The sequence below is a fragment of the Micromonospora sp. NPDC002411 genome, from assembly GCF_053592955.1.
In genome coordinates this window covers 1-14733 of sequence record NZ_JBSFBM010000164.1, presented here as the reverse complement: position 1 = coordinate 14733, position 14733 = coordinate 1, and the positions used below count along the sequence as shown (strand labels likewise).

The following is a 14733-nucleotide window of genomic DNA, read 5'->3' as shown; positions in this document are numbered from 1 at the left end:
GCCGTACCACCAGCTACCCGAGACGATCATCGGAACCTTGCCGGCGATGAAGGCGGCGAGCACCTCGACATGCTGATGGTCTGCCACCACCTCAACCCGTCCGTGCCGGAGGACCTAGCCTTCGCGGAGAGCCGGATCCGACCGTCGACGATGGCCGCCGAGGACCTGCTGCACGACCTCGGCGCGATCTCCATCATCGGCTCGGACGCGCAGGCGATGGGCCGGGTCGGCGAGGTGATCCTGCGGACCTGGCAGAGCGCGCACGTGATGAAGGACCGGGTGGGCGCGCTGCCCGGCGACGGCGCCGCCGACAACCATCGGGCCCGGAGGTACGTGGCGAAGTACACCATCTGCGCCGCCATGGCGAACGGGCTGGAACGGGAGATCGGCTCGGTCGAGCCGGGCAAACTCGCCGATCTGGTGCTGTGGGATCCGGCGTTCTTCGGCGTACGACCACACCTGGTGATCAAGGGCGGCATGATCGCGTACGCCCAGATGGGTGACGCGAACGCCTCGATCCCGACGCCGCAGCCGATGCTGCCCCGGCCGATGTTCGGGGCGTACGGTACCGCGGCGGCGGCCACCAGCCTGGCGTTCGTGGCGCCGGCGGCACTGGACGCGGGGCTGCGCCTGGACGTACGACGTCGGGTCGTGCCGGTCAACGACGTGCGCTCGCGGGGCAAGGCCGACCTGCCGGAGAACAACGCCATGCCGCGCATCGAGGTGGACCCGGACACCTTCACCGTGCGGATCGACGGTGTGGTGGTGGAGCCGGACCCGGTGACGCGCCTGCCGATGGCCCAGCGGTACTTCCTGTTCTGATGGCGACGCCGAGCCTGCTGTTGCTGGTGGCCGACGGGCGCTTCCCGGCCGGGGCGCACGCGCACTCCGGAGGTTTGGAGGCGGCCGTCGCCGCCGGCCGCGTCACCGACTTGGCGACGCTGGAGGAGTTCCTGGCCGGACGGTTGGCCACCGCGGGTCTGGTCGGTGCGGCGTTCGCGGCCGCCGCGCACCGCGCCGCCGTGTCCGGGAGCGCCGGTGCGGACGAGGCGGCCCGATTGAGCACGTTGGCCCAGCTCGACGCGGAGCTGGACGCGCGTACCGCCGCCCCGACCCTGCGGGAGGTTTCCCGCCGGCAGGGCCGGGCGCTGCTGCGTGCCGGCCGGACCATCTGGCCGGACGCTCCGTTCGGGGACCTGCCCGCGACACCGTGCGGAGTGCACCAACCGTTGGTGCTCGGGCTGCTCTGCGCCGCGGCCGGGCTGTCCCGCCTCGACACCGCCACTGTCGCCGCCTACGGGACGGTGACCGGGGCGGCCAGCGCCGGCGTACGTCTGCTCGGCCTCGACCCGTACCGCGTCCAGGCCCTGCTGGTCGGCCTCGCCGACGCCTGCGACGGCACGGCCGCCGAAGCGGCGCGGGCCGCCGACGGTCCACCGGAGCGGCTGCCGGCCGCCGCCGCTCCACTCGCCGACATCCATGCCGAAATCCATGCCACCTGGGAGGTGCGTCTCTTTGCGTCCTGACACCGCTGTGCCCACCGCCGAGTCGACCACACTGCTGTCGACCGCCGCGCCGCACGACGAGACCGTTCCACACACCCATCCCGAGCCGGGGGTGGATCCGCACCCGCCGCTGCCGCGTCCGGGCCGCGCCCTGCGGGTCGGCATCGGCGGACCGGTCGGGTCCGGCAAGACGGCCCTGGTGGCCGCGCTCTGCCGTGCCTTCGCCGACGAGCTGCGGCTCGGGGTGGTGACCAACGACATCTACACCACCGAGGACGCCGACTTCCTCCGACGGGCCGGAGTGCTGGATCCGGCGCGCATCCGTGCGGTGGAGACCGGCTGCTGCCCGCACACGGCGATCCGTGACGACATCGGCGCGAACCTGGACGCCGTCGACGAGCTGGCCGAGGCGGTCGGCCCGTTGGACCTGGTCCTGGTGGAGAGCGGTGGAGACAACCTGACCGCGACCTTCAGCCGAGGGCTCGTCGACCGGCAGATCTTCGTGGTGGACGTGGCCGGAGGGGACAAGGTGCCCCGCAAGGGTGGCCCGGGTGTCACCGCCGCCGACCTCCTCGTCATCAACAAGACCGATCTGGCGCCGCTGGTGGGCGCCGACCTCGCTGTGATGGACCGGGACGCGCGGGCGCGGCGCGGCGACCTGCCGACCGTCTTCCTGTCCATCGTGGGAGACCCGACGGCGAGTCGCGTCGCCGACTGGATCCGGCACGAGTTGGCCCACCACGCCGCCCTGCACCCGCTCGCCGTGCCGGTGGAGCCGCTCTGATGCGTGCGCTCGCCCGGCTGGTCGCCAGGGCCGACGGCCGGGGCGGGACGACACTGGTCGAGCTGCGCGGCGAGACGCCGCTCCTGCTGCGCCAGACCCCCGCCGACGGTGGTGTCGCCACGGTGCACCTCGTCGGCGGGGCGGCCGGCCCGCTCGCCGGCGACGATCTGCGGCTGGAGATCGAGGTGGGAGCGGGCGCGGCGGTGCGGGTGCACACCGTCGCCGCGGCGATCGCCCTGCCGGGCCGGCCGGGTGCGGTGTCCCGGATGACGGTGCGGGCGGTGGTGCACGCCGGTGCCACCCTGCACTGGCTTCCCGAGCAGTTGGTCGCTGCGGCCGGCTGCGCGCACCTCGCCGAATCCCGGGTCGAACTGGCCGCCGGGTCGAGCCTGCGGTGGCGCGACGAGCTGCTCTGCGGTCGGTACGGCGAGTCGCCCGGCGGCGCGGTCGTGCACACGCAGGTCGACTACGCGGATCGGCCGCTGCTGCGTCAGTCCCTGGCGGTGGGACCGCACGCGCCCGGCTGGGCCGGCCCCGCGGTGCTCGGTGGGGCGCCGGCCACCGGTTCGTTGCTGGTGGTCGACGAATCGCGACCCGTCGAGCCGGCGGCGGTGGACGGGACCGTCGCCCGACTGCCGCTGGCCGGCGGACCGGCGACCCTCTGGACCGCCACCGCCCCGGACGCGCACACCCTGCGTGCCCATCTCACCCCGTGAGGAGGTGCGGTCCCGGGCCTTCGTGTTCGGCATCCTCGCCCGGGACGGGTCTGCCGCCCCATATGGTCGAAAACACCCCGCGACTGCGGGTCGCGCGCGACGGCGCACAGGAGGCCGTGATGAGTGGGAACGATCGACCCGAGGGCATCAGTCCGACGGCGGTGGAGGGAGCGCCGGGCCTGTGGCGCGTCGACCTGCAGAGGCACGATCTCAGCATTCCGGGGCGTGAGGTCGTGCAGAGTCGGGTGGAGTTCACGCCAGACTCGCCGCCGTTCAAGCACTTCCACCCCGGCGAGGAGATCATCTGCGTGCTCCAGGGATCGCTGGAGTACACGCTCGAGGGTCAACCACCCGTGGTGTGCAACGTGGGTGACGCCCTCACCGTGCCGTACGGGGTTCACCACCAGGCGAAGAACGTCGGCGGGGGTGTCGCCGTCGAACTGGCCACGTACGTCGTGGAGAAGGGCAAACCGCTGCTCACCAAGGTCGAGTGAGTCGACGAGACGGTGCGCGGGTCAGCGGCGTGAGCCGGTCGCGCCGGCGCGGTCGCCACGGCGCGTCGGGTCGAGGCGGTCGACCAGGTCGTCGAGCCGCTCGACCAGGCCGCTGTCCGTCGGGATGCCCAGCTCGGCGAGGCTGGCCCGAACCCGCTGGTCGAGGCGTTCGTGCTCGCGGCGGCCACGGGCCGTGAGGTACGCGCGGATCCGTCGACGGTCCAGTGGGTCTATCCGGCGGAAGACGAGGTTGCGGTCGACAAGGTGGTCGACCAGTTTGGTGAGGGTGCCAGGAGGCAGCGACGCCTCGGCGGACACCTCGCTCATTGGGTGACCCTGGCCGTCGGCGAGGAGACAGAGCACCCGCCACGCCTCGATGGTCAGCGCGTCGTCGGCCAGCACGGCGCCCAGCCGGCGGGAGAGCAGCCGTTCGGCGCGGGTGAGCGAGCGCAGCAGGTCGGCTGGCGCCCCGGGCACGTCTGACATGCAACTCCCTGGTCCGGTGGCCCCGCCATGGTACCGAGTCGTCCCGGTCCGTGGTGAGCTCTGGCCTTCCGTCGTGGGTCGGGCAATCATGTGCTCATGTCCGCTCCGGCACCGCCGTGGCTGACCGTCGACAGTGCCGTGGTCAGCATCGCGCTGGTCTATCCCATGCGCGGGCCGGGCGGGATGTTCGGCCCCACCTGTGAACTGTGCGCGCAGCTCGCGGTGGAGGAGATCAACAGCTGTGGCGGCGTGCTGGGTCGTGAGCTGCGGCTGGTGCCGGTCGACGGCGGTGCGCCTCCGGCCGAGGTGGCCGCCGAGGTCGAGGCGTTGGTGTCGGTGGGGGCCGTGCAGGGGGTGACGGGGTGGCACATCTCGTCGGTGCGCCAGGCGCTGGCGCCCCGTGTCGCGCACCGGGTGCCGTACGTCTACACCGCACTCTACGAGGGCGGTGAGCGTACCGAAGGGGTCTTCCTGACCAGCGAGACGCCGGACGCCCAACTGTGGCCCGCGATGCGGCTGCTCGCAGGAGAGCAGCGGGTGCGTCGTTGGTTCGTGGTCGGCAACGACTACGTCTGGCCCCGCCGGACGGCACGGGCGGCCCAGCGGTACGCGGTGCGCGGCGGCGGGCAGGTGGTGGGCCAGCACTTCCTGCCGTTGGACGCGCACGACTTCGGCGAGGTGTTGCGGCGCATCGAGCACAGCGACGCGGACGCGGTGCTGATGCTCCTGGTCGGGGCGGACGCGGTCCGGTTCAACCGGGCGTTCGCCCGCTCCGGGCTGGACCAGCGCTGCCTGCGCCTGAGCACACTGATGGACGAGAACATGTTGCTGGCCAGCGGTGCCGGCGCGACGCGGCGGTTGTACAGCACAGCGGGTTTCTTCGCCGGTCTGGTGACCCAGGAGAACCTGGACTTCCACGGCGACTTCGCCCGCCGCTTCGGGGTGGAGGCGCCGCCGTTGGGCAGCCTGGGGGAGTCCTGCTACGAGGGCGTGATGCTGCTCGCCGCGCTGATCGGCCAGGCCCGCACCCTCGACGTACGGGCCATCGAGACGGCAGCGGACACTGTGGCGTACCACGGGCCGCGCGGGCGGTTGCGGCTGCGCGGTCGGCACGTCCGTCAGCGCATCTATCTGGCCGAGGCCGACGGGCTCGACTTCACAGTGCTAGCCCAGCTCTGAGTCCGGCCCGGCCGGACCCTTGACAGCCGCACCCGACCCGGACCTAAGATGCTTCCTGTGTGAAGGATCTGCCCTCGGGGTCGGATTCCGCCAATGCGCGCCCCGGTCGGTGAAATCGTCTCCCGGCCATTGTGCTGACGCATTTTCTCAACCTCTCTGAGCGGCCGTAACCGTTTCTCCGACGGTGCCGGCCGTATTTTCGTGTGCGCCCGGCCGGCCGCGCGGAAACAGTCAATTAAGGACCGGGAAACACTCGCGCAATGATGCCGGTCGACGCTTTCGGTGCCCATATCCGAGTCGATGCCCCGGGCCGACGTCCACCCGTCGGCCCAGCGTCGCCCACGTCAGCTCCACCGGACCGCACCGACCGTCCTTTCGCCACTTCAGTGCACCGCAGGGAGAGTAGATGTCACTGTTCCCCGGCCGCCGCATCCTGGCGGGTGCCATGACCCTTGTCGCCGCGGCCGCGTTGACCGCGTGCGGCAGCAAGACCACCGACGCGGCCAACGCGTCCGGCGTCACCGCTGACGTCTCCGGCGACACCGTCAAGGTGGGCCTGCTCAACTCGCTCTCCGGCACCATGGCGATCAGCGAGGTCACCGTCCGCGATTCCATCATGCTCGCCGTCGAGGAGATCAACGCCGCCGGCGGCGTCCTCGGCAAGAAGATCCAGCCGGTCGGTGAGGACGGTGCCTCCGACTGGCCCACCTTCGCCGAGAAGGCCGAGAAGCTCATCTCCGAGGACCGGGTCGCCGCCGTCTTCGGCTGCTGGACGTCGGCCAGCCGCAAGGCCGTCAAGCCGGTGTTCGAGAAGAACAAGGCGCTGCTGTTCTACCCCGTGCAGTACGAGGGGCTCGAACAGTCTCCCTACATCTTCTACACCGGCGCGACGACCAACCAGCAGATCGTTCCCGGCCTCGACTACCTCAAGGCGCAGGGTGTCAAGTCGGTCTATCTGGTTGGCAGCGACTACGTCTTTCCCCGCACCGCCAACAAAATCATCAAGGCGTACGCGACCGCGAACGGGATGACAGTTCTCGGTGAGGACTACGCGCCGCTCGGATCCACCGAGTTCGGCACCATCGTCAACAAGGTCAAGTCGTCCGGGGCCGCCGCCGTTTTCAACACGCTCAACGGCGACAGCAACGTGGCGTTCTTCAAGGAGTACAAGTCCGCAGGCCTGACCGCCGCCGCCATGCCCGTGGTGTCGGTGTCGATCGCCGAGGAGGAGGTCAAGGGCATCGGCACCCAGTACCTGGAGGGGCAGCTGACCGCCTGGAACTACTACCAGACCACCCCCGGGGCGGCGAACTCGAAGTTCGTGGCCGCGTACAAGGCGAAGTACGGCGCGGACAAGCCGACCAGCGACCCGATGGAGGCCGCGTACGTCGCCGTGTACCTGTGGAAGGCGATGGTCGAGAAGGCCGGCGCCTTCGACGTGGAGAAGGTCCGGGGCGCGTCCGACGGGATCACCTTCGACGCGCCGGAGGGCCTGGTCACTGTGGACGGCAAGACCCAGCACATCGCCAAGACCGCCCGGATCGGCAAGATCGGCGCGGACGGTCTGATCACCGAGGTGTGGAACTCCGGCAAGCCTGTCGTACCGGACCCGTACCTCAAGACCTATCCGTGGGCGAGCGGCCTGAGCTGACGACGCCGGCCCGGGCGGGGCGTGTTGCCGCGCGCCCCACCCGGGCCACCCGACCAGCAGTTCGGAGACCCACAGTGACAGTCCTCTTCGGTCAACTCTTCACCGGTATCAGCATCGGCGCGGTGCTGCTGCTCATCGCGCTCGGCCTCGCACTGACCTTCGGCCAGATGAACGTGATCAACATGGCCCACGGTGAGTTCATCATGGCCGGCGCGTACACCACCTACGTCCTCCAGCAGAGCATCACCGGAGCCGGCTGGTCGCTGGTGGTCGCCCTGCCGGTGGCATTCGTGGTCGCCGGCACCATGGGCGCGCTCCTGGAGTTGCTGCTCATCCGCCGGCTGTACGCCCGACCGCTGGACACCCTGCTGGTCACCTGGGGTGTGTCCCTGATGCTGCAACAGCTGGCCCGGGACATCTTCGGCAGCCCGAACGTGCAGACCCGCGCGCCGGAGTTGCTGACCGGCAACGTGGCGCTCCCCGGTGGGCTGACCATCGCCAACAACCGGCTGTTCATCCTGGCCCTCGCGCTGGCCGCCGTCGCGGCCCTCACCCTGGCGCTGCGGCTCACCCCACTCGGGCGTCGCATTCGTGCGGTGGTGCAGAACCGGGACCTCGCCGCGGTGTCCGGCATCGCCACCTCGCGGGTCGACCGGACGACCTTCTTCGTCGGGTCCGGGCTGGCCGGGCTCGCCGGTGTGGCGCTGACCCTGCTCGGCCCGATCGGCCCGACGATGGGCACCAACCTGATCATCGATGCCTTCCTGGTCGTCGTGGTCGGCGGGATCGGCCAGCTCAAGGGCAGCGTGATCGTCGCCTTCGCCCTCGGCGTCCTCCAGGCCACCGGGGAGTACCTCACCACCCTCAGCGTCGCCAAGGTGATCGTGTTCGTGGCGATCGTCGCGTTCCTCCAGTGGCGGCCACAGGGCCTGTTCACCCTGCGGACCAGGAGCCTCGCATGACCGCCGTCACCCCCGCGCCGCCCAGCACCGTCGTCCGCCCCGCGCCCGCCGGCGCCGCACCACCGAATCCGCCGCGGAAGCGCTCGCGGCTGCGCGCCGCCGCCGGCTTCGCGTTCGGCGCGGCGCTGCTGTTCGCCGTCGCGCCCCTGGTGCTGTCGGACTTCCGGCTGTCCCTGCTCGCCAAGTACCTCTGCGTCGCCATGGTCGCGGTCGGCATCGGGATCGCCTGGGGCCGGGGCGGCATGCTCACCCTCGGTCAGGGGGTCTTCTTCGGCCTCGGCGGCTACGCGATGGCCATGCACCTCAAGCTCGCTGACGCGGGCCCGGGCGGGATGCCCGACTTCATGCAGCTGTACGGGCAACTCGACGAACTGCCGCTGTGGTGGCGACCGTTCGCCAGCCCGTGGTTCGCGCTGCCCGCGACAGTGCTGCTGCCGATGGCGGTCGCCTTCGGGCTGGGCTCGCTGGTCTTCCGCCGCCGCGTCCGGGGCGCGTACTTCGCCATCCTCAGCCAGGCGCTCGCCGCCGCGATGGTGATCCTGTTGATCGGCCAGCAGGGCACCACCGGTGGCACTAACGGCCTCACCGACATCAAGGGCTTCTTCGGGTACGACCTGGACGACCCGGTCAACCAGCGGATGGTCTACTTCGTCATCGCCGGAACCCTGTTGGCGTTGCTCGCGCTGGCCCGTCAGCTCATCCACAGTCGTTACGGCGAGCTGCTGGTGGCGGTCCGCGACGGTGAGGAACGGGTCCGCTTCCTCGGCTACGACCCGGCGTCGGTCAAACTCGTGGCGTACGTGGTCGCGGCCGGGATGGCCGGGCTGGCCGGAGCGCTGTTCGTGCCGGCCGTGGGCATCATCTCGCCCGCGCTGATCGGCATCGTCCCGTCGATCGAGTTCGTCATCGGCGTCGCGGTGGGCGGCCGGGCCACCCTGCTCGGCCCGGTGCTCGGCGCGGTGGCGGTGGCCTGGGCGCGTACCGCCCTCTCGGAACGGTTCCCGGGCACCTGGACGTACCTCCAGGGTTTGCTCTTCGTGGTCGTGGTGGCGTTCCTCCCCGGCGGCCTGGCGTCGCTGTGGGCGCTGGCCCGCCGCCGTGACGGCAGCGCCACACCAGCGCGGCGTTGGTGGTCCCCACCGGGCCGACGACGCGCCGAGCGGGAGGTGACAACGGCATGAGCGGCGACCGGTTGGACGGGTTGTCCGTCCGTGACGTGCGGGTCAGCTTCGACGGTTTCACCGCCGTGGACGGCGTGTCCCTGGAGGTGCCCGCCGGTGACATCCGGTTCCTGATCGGGCCGAACGGGGCCGGCAAGACCACCCTCGTGGACGCGATCACAGGCCTGGTCCGGGCCACCGGCTCGGTCCGTTTCGGTGACGACGAGCTGTTGGGCCGCCCGGTGCACCGGATCAGTCGCCTGGGCATCGGGCGGACGTTCCAGACGTCGGCGGTCTTCGAGGAGCTGTCGGTGTTGCAGAACCTCGACATCGCGGCGGGCGCCCGGCGCGGGTGGGCGACACTGGCCCGCCGTCGGCGGGGTGTCCCCGACGACGTGGCGGCCGCGCTGGAGACCATCGGGCTGGTCGACCGGGCCGACCACCTCGCCGGAACGCTCGCGCACGGTCAGAAGCAGTGGCTGGAGATCGGGATGCTGCTGGTGCAGGACGCGCGGCTGCTGCTGCTCGACGAGCCGGTCGCCGGCATGAGCCACGAGGAACGTGACGCCACCGGGTCGCTGCTGGAGACGGTGAGCCGGGACCGCACGGTGGTCGTGATCGAGCACGACATGGACTTCCTGCGCCGGTTCGCGCGCAGCGTCACGGTGCTGCACGCCGGGCGGGTGCTCAGCGAGGGCACTGTGGCGCAGGTCCAGGCGGACCCGCGCGTGCAGGAGGTCTACCTTGGCCACCCGGTCGACGCCGGGTCGGCCCGTACCGGCCTGGAGGCATGATGCTGACGTTGCGTGCGGTGCACGCCGGGTACGGGCGCTCTCGGGTGCTGCACGGCGTCGACCTGGCCGTCCCGCCGGACGGGGTCGCCGCGGTGCTCGGGCACAACGGTGCCGGCAAGAGCACACTGCTGCGGGTCGCCGCCGGGCTGCTACGCCCGAGCGCCGGCACCGTCGAGCTGGACGGTGAGGACGTCACCCGCCTCGGGCCGCACGAGCGGGTGGCGCGGGGAATGGCGTACGTCCCGCAGGGTCAGCAGTGCTTCCCACACCTGACCGCCGCGGAGAATCTGCGTCTGGTCGCCGACGGCCGGCGCGACGGCACGGTGGCCACCGCCGAGGTGCTGGACCTGTTCCCGGCGTTGCGTCCGCTGCTGCGGCGTCGGGCCGGGCTGCTCTCCGGAGGCCAGCGCCAGCAACTGGCCATCGCCCGCGCTCTGATCACCCGGCCGAGACTGCTGATGCTCGACGAGCCGACCGAGGGCATCCAGCCGTCGGTGGTCGCGGAGATCCAGGAACGGATCGTCGAGCTGACCCGGCAGTCCGGGTTCAGCGTGCTGCTCGTGGAACAGCACCTGGGTTTCGCGCTGCGTGTGGCGGACCGCTACCAGGTGCTGGAGTCCGGCCGGGTCACCTCGCACGGCGACGGGGGTGTCACGGCGGAACGGGAGGTCCGGGCGGCCCTGGCGGTGTGAGTTGGCGTCGACCGGTCAGATCCTCGGGGCCGGGCCGGTCGAGTCGCGGACGACAAGCAGGTGCCCGGTGGGGCGTCGGCGGGGGCGTGTCGAGCGGGGCTTGAGGGCCAGACCGAGTGCGGTACGGCCCATCTCGGTCATCGGCAGGCGGATGGTGGTGAGGCTGGGCGCGAGGTCGGCCGCCACGGACACGTCGTCGAAGCCGACGACGGACATCCGCGCGGGCACCGGCACCCGGCGCGACCGCAGCGTCGACAACACGCCCATGGCCATCGCGTCGTTGAGCGCGACGATCGCTGTGGTCTCCGGGTGCTCGCTGAGGATCTGCTCGGCTGCCGCCCGACCACCACCGCGGGTGAAGTCGCTGTGCACCACGGCGAGATCGTCCGGGGACCGCCCGCGCTGCCGCACTGCCGACGACACTCCGGCCAGCCGGTCGGCGACAGTGGTGAGACCGGCGCTGCCCGCGGCGACAGCGATCCGCCGATGGCCGAGATCCATCAGGTGCTGGGCGAGCGCGTGACCGCCGGCCTCGTTGTCCGGCAGGACGGCGTCGATGCCGAGCGCGTGCCGTCCGATGGCCGCGGCCCGCCCGCCATGGTCCTGGAACGCGGCCAGCTCGGCACGGGCGGCCACCTCCGTGCGAGGGTCGTCGTAGCCCGACCCGCTGATCAGGACGATGCCGACCCGCTGGGCGATCAGGTGCCGTAGCTGCTGCAACTCGTAGCCGGGGTCGCGGCCGGACTGGCAGATCTGCACCAGAAGCCCCTGTTCGGCGGCGAACTGGATGACTCCGGCGGAGATCTCGGCGAAGTACGGATCGTCGATCTGGTGGACGATCAGCCCCACTGTCGAGCTGGCCCCGCTGGCCAGCGTGCGGGCGTACGGGTTGGCGACGTATCCCAGGTCGTGTGCGATCTGCCGGATCCGGTCGGCCACCTCGGCGCTGACGCCCTCGCGGCCGGCGAGGGCCCGGGACGCGGTCGCCAGCGAGACGGCGGCGTGTTCCGCGACGTCCACGAGGCGCGGCCGCTGGCTGGCCCTGGGCATCGGCAACCCTCCGAGAACATTCATGCCACCCGATCTATTGCGAGCGACATTCATCGAAGCCTAGGGTACGTAAGCGCTTACGTAAGCGCTTACGTGACCGGCATCCGGCATGCCGCGAAACGAGGTGACAGCGATGTCCAGGGCCCGACGAGCCGCCGTCTCCCTCCTGGCGATCGGCGCACTGACCGGCGCCGGGGCGCCACCGGCGCAGGCGGAGCGCACCATCTCGCACGACGTCCACCCGGCGCTGCGCGCGCACCTGGTCGCCGCGTACGACTTCGACCACCCGGTGCTCGGCGACCCCGCGCTGGAACGCGACCAGGGCCGGTCCGGCACCGAGATCGAGCTGATCAACGGCGGGGCCGCCATGCGGGTGCCCGACCGTGCCTACCGGGGCAGCCGCAACGCGCTACAGACCCGACAGGTCGACCCGGCCGTGGCCGGCAACGACGACTGGAAGGCCGGCACCTGGTCGGCAAGCGGAGTGCGGACCCTGCGCGCCTTCAGCGGCACGGCGGGCACCAGCGTGCTGGGCTGGTTCAAGCTCAACATGGACAGCCCGCTGCCCAACTCCACGACCGCCGACCCGGACGACCGGTACAACGCCATCGGGCTGGCCGGGGTGCTGACCGGCGACTCCGACGGCCACGGCGTCCGGGCCCTGCTGGAGCTGATCGACGTCGACGGGCAACTGCGCCTGGTCGCGCTCGGGCGGCGACTCGACGGCGGCAACTCGCAGACCTTCGCCGCCAACAGCGACTGGCGCGAGCTGCTGCCGGTGGGGGAGTGGGTGCACCTCGCTGCCACCTTCGACTTCGACACCGGCGCCCTCGCCCTCTACCGCAACGGCGAACCGGTGGACGGCTTCTACACCCGCACCGACGACCCGTGGCTGGTGTCCGGGCCCGGCCCACACGTAACCACCGCCTCCGACCCGCGCGGCATCAAGATCGGCGGGAGCTTCCCCCAGAACACCGCCGAACGTAACCCCTGTGACTGCCGCATGGACGGCCTGATGTTCCTCGACAACGTGGTCTCCGCGAGCGACGTGCGGAGGCAGTATCGCCACCTGGCCCGCTGACCACCCTCGGCACCGTCCCACCGAGAAGGAGACACGCGTGCTCAACCCCCACCGCCGTCGATCCGGGCTGACCGCCGGCCTCACCGCCCTCGCACTGGTCCTGTCCACACTGCTCGCGCCACCCGCCCGGGCCGCCGACGCCGTCGACGACCCGATCCCCGAGATGCCGATCCAGTCCCGGATCGGGCTGGTCCTCAGCGAGTACGCCAGCCTCCCGCAGTCGTACCCCACTCCGGCCCCGACCGATCCGCGGCTCATGCGGACCGCCCGGATCAACACCGTCATGGAGCTGCCCGACGGCTCGGGCCGGCGGGCGGTGCCCGACCTCAACGGCAACCTCTACCTGGTCGAGAACGGCGTGCCGCACGTCTACCTGGACGTGGCCGCGACGTTCGCGCCGCAGTTCTTCTCCGGCCGGGGTCTGGGCCAGGGCTTCGGGTACGTCGCGTTCCACCCGGAGTTCGGCGTCAACGGCCGGTTCTACACCATCCACACCGAGTTGGCCTCGACGACGACCACCACACCGGACTTCGCCCAGCCCAACACGCTCTTCCACGGCGTCATCACCGAATGGACGGCTACCGATCCGGCCGCTCCGACCTTCGCCGGCACCCACCGTGAGGTGCTGCGCATCGGCTTCGGCGGCCAGGTGCACGGCATCCAGGAGATCAACTTCAACCCCACGGCCAAGCGTCACGACCGCGACTACGGCCTGCTCTACCTCGCGGTCGGCGACGGCGGCCAGGGCGCCCGCAACACCGACCCGCAGAACCTGGCCCTCCCGCACGGCAAACTGCTGCGGATCGACCCCCGGGGCACCAACTCGGCCAACGGGCGCTACGGCATCCCACCCGGGAATCCGTTCGTCGGCACCGCCGGGGCGCTCGGCGAGATCTACGCCCTGGGCTTCCGCGACCCGCACCGGTTCAGCTGGGATCGGGCCACCGGCCGCATGTACCTCGGGCACATCGGTGAGCACGCCGTCGAAGCGATCTACGAGGTCCGCGCCGGCGACAACTTCGGCTGGAGCGAGCGCGAGGGCTCCTTCGTCTTCGACAAGTCGGCCACGAGCCCCTGTGACCGACTGCTGCCATTGCCCGCCGACGATGACAGGTACGGCTACACGTACCCCGTCGCCGCGTACGACCACGACCCCGCCGCGGGCTGGAACTGCACCGACGACGTCGGCGTCGCGGTGGCCGGCGGCTTCGTCTACCGGGGACGGACGCTGCCCGCGCTGCGCGGCAAGTACGTCTTCGGTGACCTGGTCGACGGTCGGGTGCTCTACACCGAGGCGAACGAGATGCGGCGGGGCCGTGGCCTGGCCCCGATCCACCAACTCGCGCTCTTCGACGCCGCGGGCAACGCGGTCCGGATGCGGGACCTCTCCGGGCCGGGCGCGCCCGGCGACCCCAACCGGGTGGACCTGCGCTTCGGCACCGACGCCGCCGGTGAGCTCTACCTGGTCGCCAAGGCCAACGGGAAGATCTGGAAGGTGACCGGCACTCGGGAGTTCGCCAGCGGCGACGTCGGCGACACCACGGTGCGCCGCACCGCCGGAGCCGCGAACTGGGCGCCGGTGACCCCGTCGAAGTGGCAGTTCACAGGCGACCAGGTCATCCTGGCCGAGGCCGGAGAGAGCCGGCCGGGCCCGCGCCGGCCGTTCGAGTACGCCGTGCTGACCGCCGGCCCGGCGTGGTCGTCGGTGCAGGTCGACGCTCGGGTACGCCTCGACACACCGGTGGAGGTCACCAACCGCGACGTGATCGTCGTCTTCGGCTGGCGCTCGGACACCGAGTTCTACTACGCCCACCTCTCCACCGACAACACCATCTACCCGCACAACGGCATCTTCAAGGTCAACAACGCCGACCGGGAGCGCATCGACCACCAGTGGAACGGTCGATCGCGGGGCGCTAACCCGGCGATCACCGATGCCGACTGGCACCGCGTACGGGTGGTGCACCTGCCGTCCACCGGCGAGATCGCCGTCTACGTCGACGGGCACAAGGACCCGCTGCTGACCGCGAAGGACACCACCTTCGGCTCCGGGCGGGTGGGCTTCGGCTCGTTCGACAACGTGGGTCGGCTGCGCAACCTCACCGTCACCGGCACACCAGCCTGAACCGAGTCGCGGTTGGGCCTGCCCAGGTCGATGTGCTGTCGAGCGGTATACCTC

At 71.2% G+C, this 14733-nt stretch carries 15 protein-coding genes; 13 read left to right on the top strand and 2 right to left on the bottom strand.

Annotated features, from left to right (window positions below):
* From ACWCO3_RS19890 to ACWCO3_RS19870, 5 genes are all read left to right on the top strand, one after another.
* A partial coding sequence (locus ACWCO3_RS19890) for an urease subunit alpha (protein ID WP_450011374.1) occupies positions 1-822 on the top strand: 822 nt, incomplete at its 5' end.
* A complete protein-coding gene (locus tag ACWCO3_RS19885; RefSeq protein ID WP_450011372.1) occupies positions 822-1526 on the top strand; it encodes an urease accessory protein UreF in 705 nt (234 codons plus the stop codon). The genes ACWCO3_RS19890 and ACWCO3_RS19885, both read left to right, overlap by 1 nt.
* A complete protein-coding gene (ureG, locus tag ACWCO3_RS19880; RefSeq protein WP_450011370.1) occupies positions 1516-2289 on the top strand; it encodes an urease accessory protein UreG in 774 nt (257 codons plus the stop codon). The genes ACWCO3_RS19885 and ureG overlap by 11 nt, the downstream gene beginning before the upstream one ends.
* Positions 2289-3005 (top strand): urease accessory protein UreD, encoded by a 717-nt coding sequence (locus ACWCO3_RS19875; protein ID WP_450011368.1) that lies wholly within the window; start codon positions 2289-2291, stop codon positions 3003-3005. Before ureG ends, ACWCO3_RS19875 begins: the two co-directional genes overlap by 1 nt.
* Before the next feature lie 119 nt (positions 3006-3124).
* Positions 3125-3499 carry a cupin domain-containing protein gene (locus ACWCO3_RS19870; protein ID WP_145780984.1) on the top strand — a complete coding sequence of 125 codons (375 nt, stop codon included), beginning with the start codon at positions 3125-3127 and terminating at the stop codon, positions 3497-3499.
* Between the two features lie 21 nt (positions 3500-3520).
* On the opposite strand, the gene ACWCO3_RS19865 is transcribed toward ACWCO3_RS19870, so the two are convergent.
* The gene (locus ACWCO3_RS19865; protein WP_450011365.1) at positions 3521-3985 is read right to left on the bottom strand and encodes a MarR family winged helix-turn-helix transcriptional regulator; all 465 of its coding nucleotides are present in this window, start codon (positions 3983-3985) and stop codon (positions 3521-3523) included.
* A gap of 96 nt (positions 3986-4081) precedes the next feature.
* Between ACWCO3_RS19865 and ACWCO3_RS19860 the strand changes: the two genes are divergently transcribed.
* The 6 genes from ACWCO3_RS19860 (at position 4082) to urtE (ending at position 10423) form a co-directional block, all read left to right on the top strand.
* Complete coding sequence (locus ACWCO3_RS19860; RefSeq protein ID WP_145780989.1) at positions 4082-5164, top strand: substrate-binding domain-containing protein; 1083 nt, start codon at positions 4082-4084, stop codon at positions 5162-5164.
* A gap of 406 nt (positions 5165-5570) precedes the next feature.
* Positions 5571-6815 carry an urea ABC transporter substrate-binding protein gene (urtA, locus tag ACWCO3_RS19855; RefSeq protein WP_450011363.1) on the top strand — a complete coding sequence of 415 codons (1245 nt, stop codon included), beginning with the start codon at positions 5571-5573 and terminating at the stop codon, positions 6813-6815.
* A 74-nt stretch (positions 6816-6889) separates the two neighbouring features.
* On the top strand, positions 6890-7777 hold the full coding sequence (urtB, locus tag ACWCO3_RS19850; RefSeq protein WP_145780993.1) for an urea ABC transporter permease subunit UrtB: 888 nt from the start codon (positions 6890-6892) through the stop codon (positions 7775-7777).
* On the top strand, positions 7774-8958 hold the full coding sequence (urtC, locus tag ACWCO3_RS19845) for an urea ABC transporter permease subunit UrtC (RefSeq protein WP_354881112.1): 1185 nt from the start codon (positions 7774-7776) through the stop codon (positions 8956-8958). Before urtB ends, urtC begins: the two co-directional genes overlap by 4 nt.
* Positions 8955-9731, top strand: a complete 777-nt coding sequence (urtD, locus tag ACWCO3_RS19840; protein ID WP_145780997.1) for an urea ABC transporter ATP-binding protein UrtD — start codon at positions 8955-8957, stop codon at positions 9729-9731. Before urtC ends, urtD begins: the two co-directional genes overlap by 4 nt.
* Positions 9731-10423 (top strand): urea ABC transporter ATP-binding subunit UrtE, encoded by a 693-nt coding sequence (gene urtE, locus ACWCO3_RS19835; protein WP_145780999.1) that lies wholly within the window; start codon positions 9731-9733, stop codon positions 10421-10423. The genes urtD and urtE overlap by 1 nt, the downstream gene beginning before the upstream one ends.
* Before the next feature lie 15 nt (positions 10424-10438).
* Here urtE and ACWCO3_RS19830 read toward each other — a convergent pair whose 3' ends face one another.
* Positions 10439-11473 carry a LacI family DNA-binding transcriptional regulator gene (locus ACWCO3_RS19830; RefSeq protein ID WP_145781001.1) on the bottom strand — a complete coding sequence of 345 codons (1035 nt, stop codon included), beginning with the start codon at positions 11471-11473 and terminating at the stop codon, positions 10439-10441.
* Positions 11474-11606: 133 nt separating this feature from the next.
* Here ACWCO3_RS19830 and ACWCO3_RS19825 point away from each other — a divergent pair, with 133 nt between their 5' ends.
* Both ACWCO3_RS19825 and ACWCO3_RS19820 read left to right on the top strand, forming a co-directional pair.
* Complete coding sequence (locus ACWCO3_RS19825; protein ID WP_208745006.1) at positions 11607-12554, top strand: LamG-like jellyroll fold domain-containing protein; 948 nt, start codon at positions 11607-11609, stop codon at positions 12552-12554.
* A 37-nt stretch (positions 12555-12591) separates the two neighbouring features.
* Positions 12592-14679 (top strand): PQQ-dependent sugar dehydrogenase, encoded by a 2088-nt coding sequence (locus tag ACWCO3_RS19820; RefSeq protein ID WP_450011359.1) that lies wholly within the window; start codon positions 12592-12594, stop codon positions 14677-14679.
* Positions 14680-14733: the final 54 nt, after the last annotated feature.

What these genes read in the sequence shown, in the direction of transcription:
- ACWCO3_RS19825 (WP_208745006.1), top strand. Translation starts at nt 11,607, where the DNA reads ATGTCCAGGGCCCGACGAGCCGCCGTCTCCCTCCTGGCGATCGGCGCA.
- urtC (WP_354881112.1), top strand. Translation starts at nt 7,774, where the DNA reads ATGACCGCCGTCACCCCCGCGCCGCCCAGCACCGTCGTCCGCCCCGCG.
- ACWCO3_RS19860 (WP_145780989.1), top strand. Translation starts at nt 4,082, where the DNA reads ATGTCCGCTCCGGCACCGCCGTGGCTGACCGTCGACAGTGCCGTGGTC.
- ACWCO3_RS19885 (WP_450011372.1), top strand. Translation starts at nt 822, where the DNA reads ATGGCGACGCCGAGCCTGCTGTTGCTGGTGGCCGACGGGCGCTTCCCG.
- ACWCO3_RS19830 (WP_145781001.1), bottom strand. Translation starts at nt 11,473, where the DNA reads ATGCCCAGGGCCAGCCAGCGGCCGCGCCTCGTGGACGTCGCGGAACAC.
- urtE (WP_145780999.1), top strand. Translation starts at nt 9,731, where the DNA reads ATGCTGACGTTGCGTGCGGTGCACGCCGGGTACGGGCGCTCTCGGGTG.
- ACWCO3_RS19875 (WP_450011368.1), top strand. Translation starts at nt 2,289, where the DNA reads ATGCGTGCGCTCGCCCGGCTGGTCGCCAGGGCCGACGGCCGGGGCGGG.
- ACWCO3_RS19870 (WP_145780984.1), top strand. Translation starts at nt 3,125, where the DNA reads ATGAGTGGGAACGATCGACCCGAGGGCATCAGTCCGACGGCGGTGGAG.
- urtD (WP_145780997.1), top strand. Translation starts at nt 8,955, where the DNA reads ATGAGCGGCGACCGGTTGGACGGGTTGTCCGTCCGTGACGTGCGGGTC.
- urtA (WP_450011363.1), top strand. Translation starts at nt 5,571, where the DNA reads ATGTCACTGTTCCCCGGCCGCCGCATCCTGGCGGGTGCCATGACCCTT.
- ACWCO3_RS19865 (WP_450011365.1), bottom strand. Translation starts at nt 3,985, where the DNA reads ATGTCAGACGTGCCCGGGGCGCCAGCCGACCTGCTGCGCTCGCTCACC.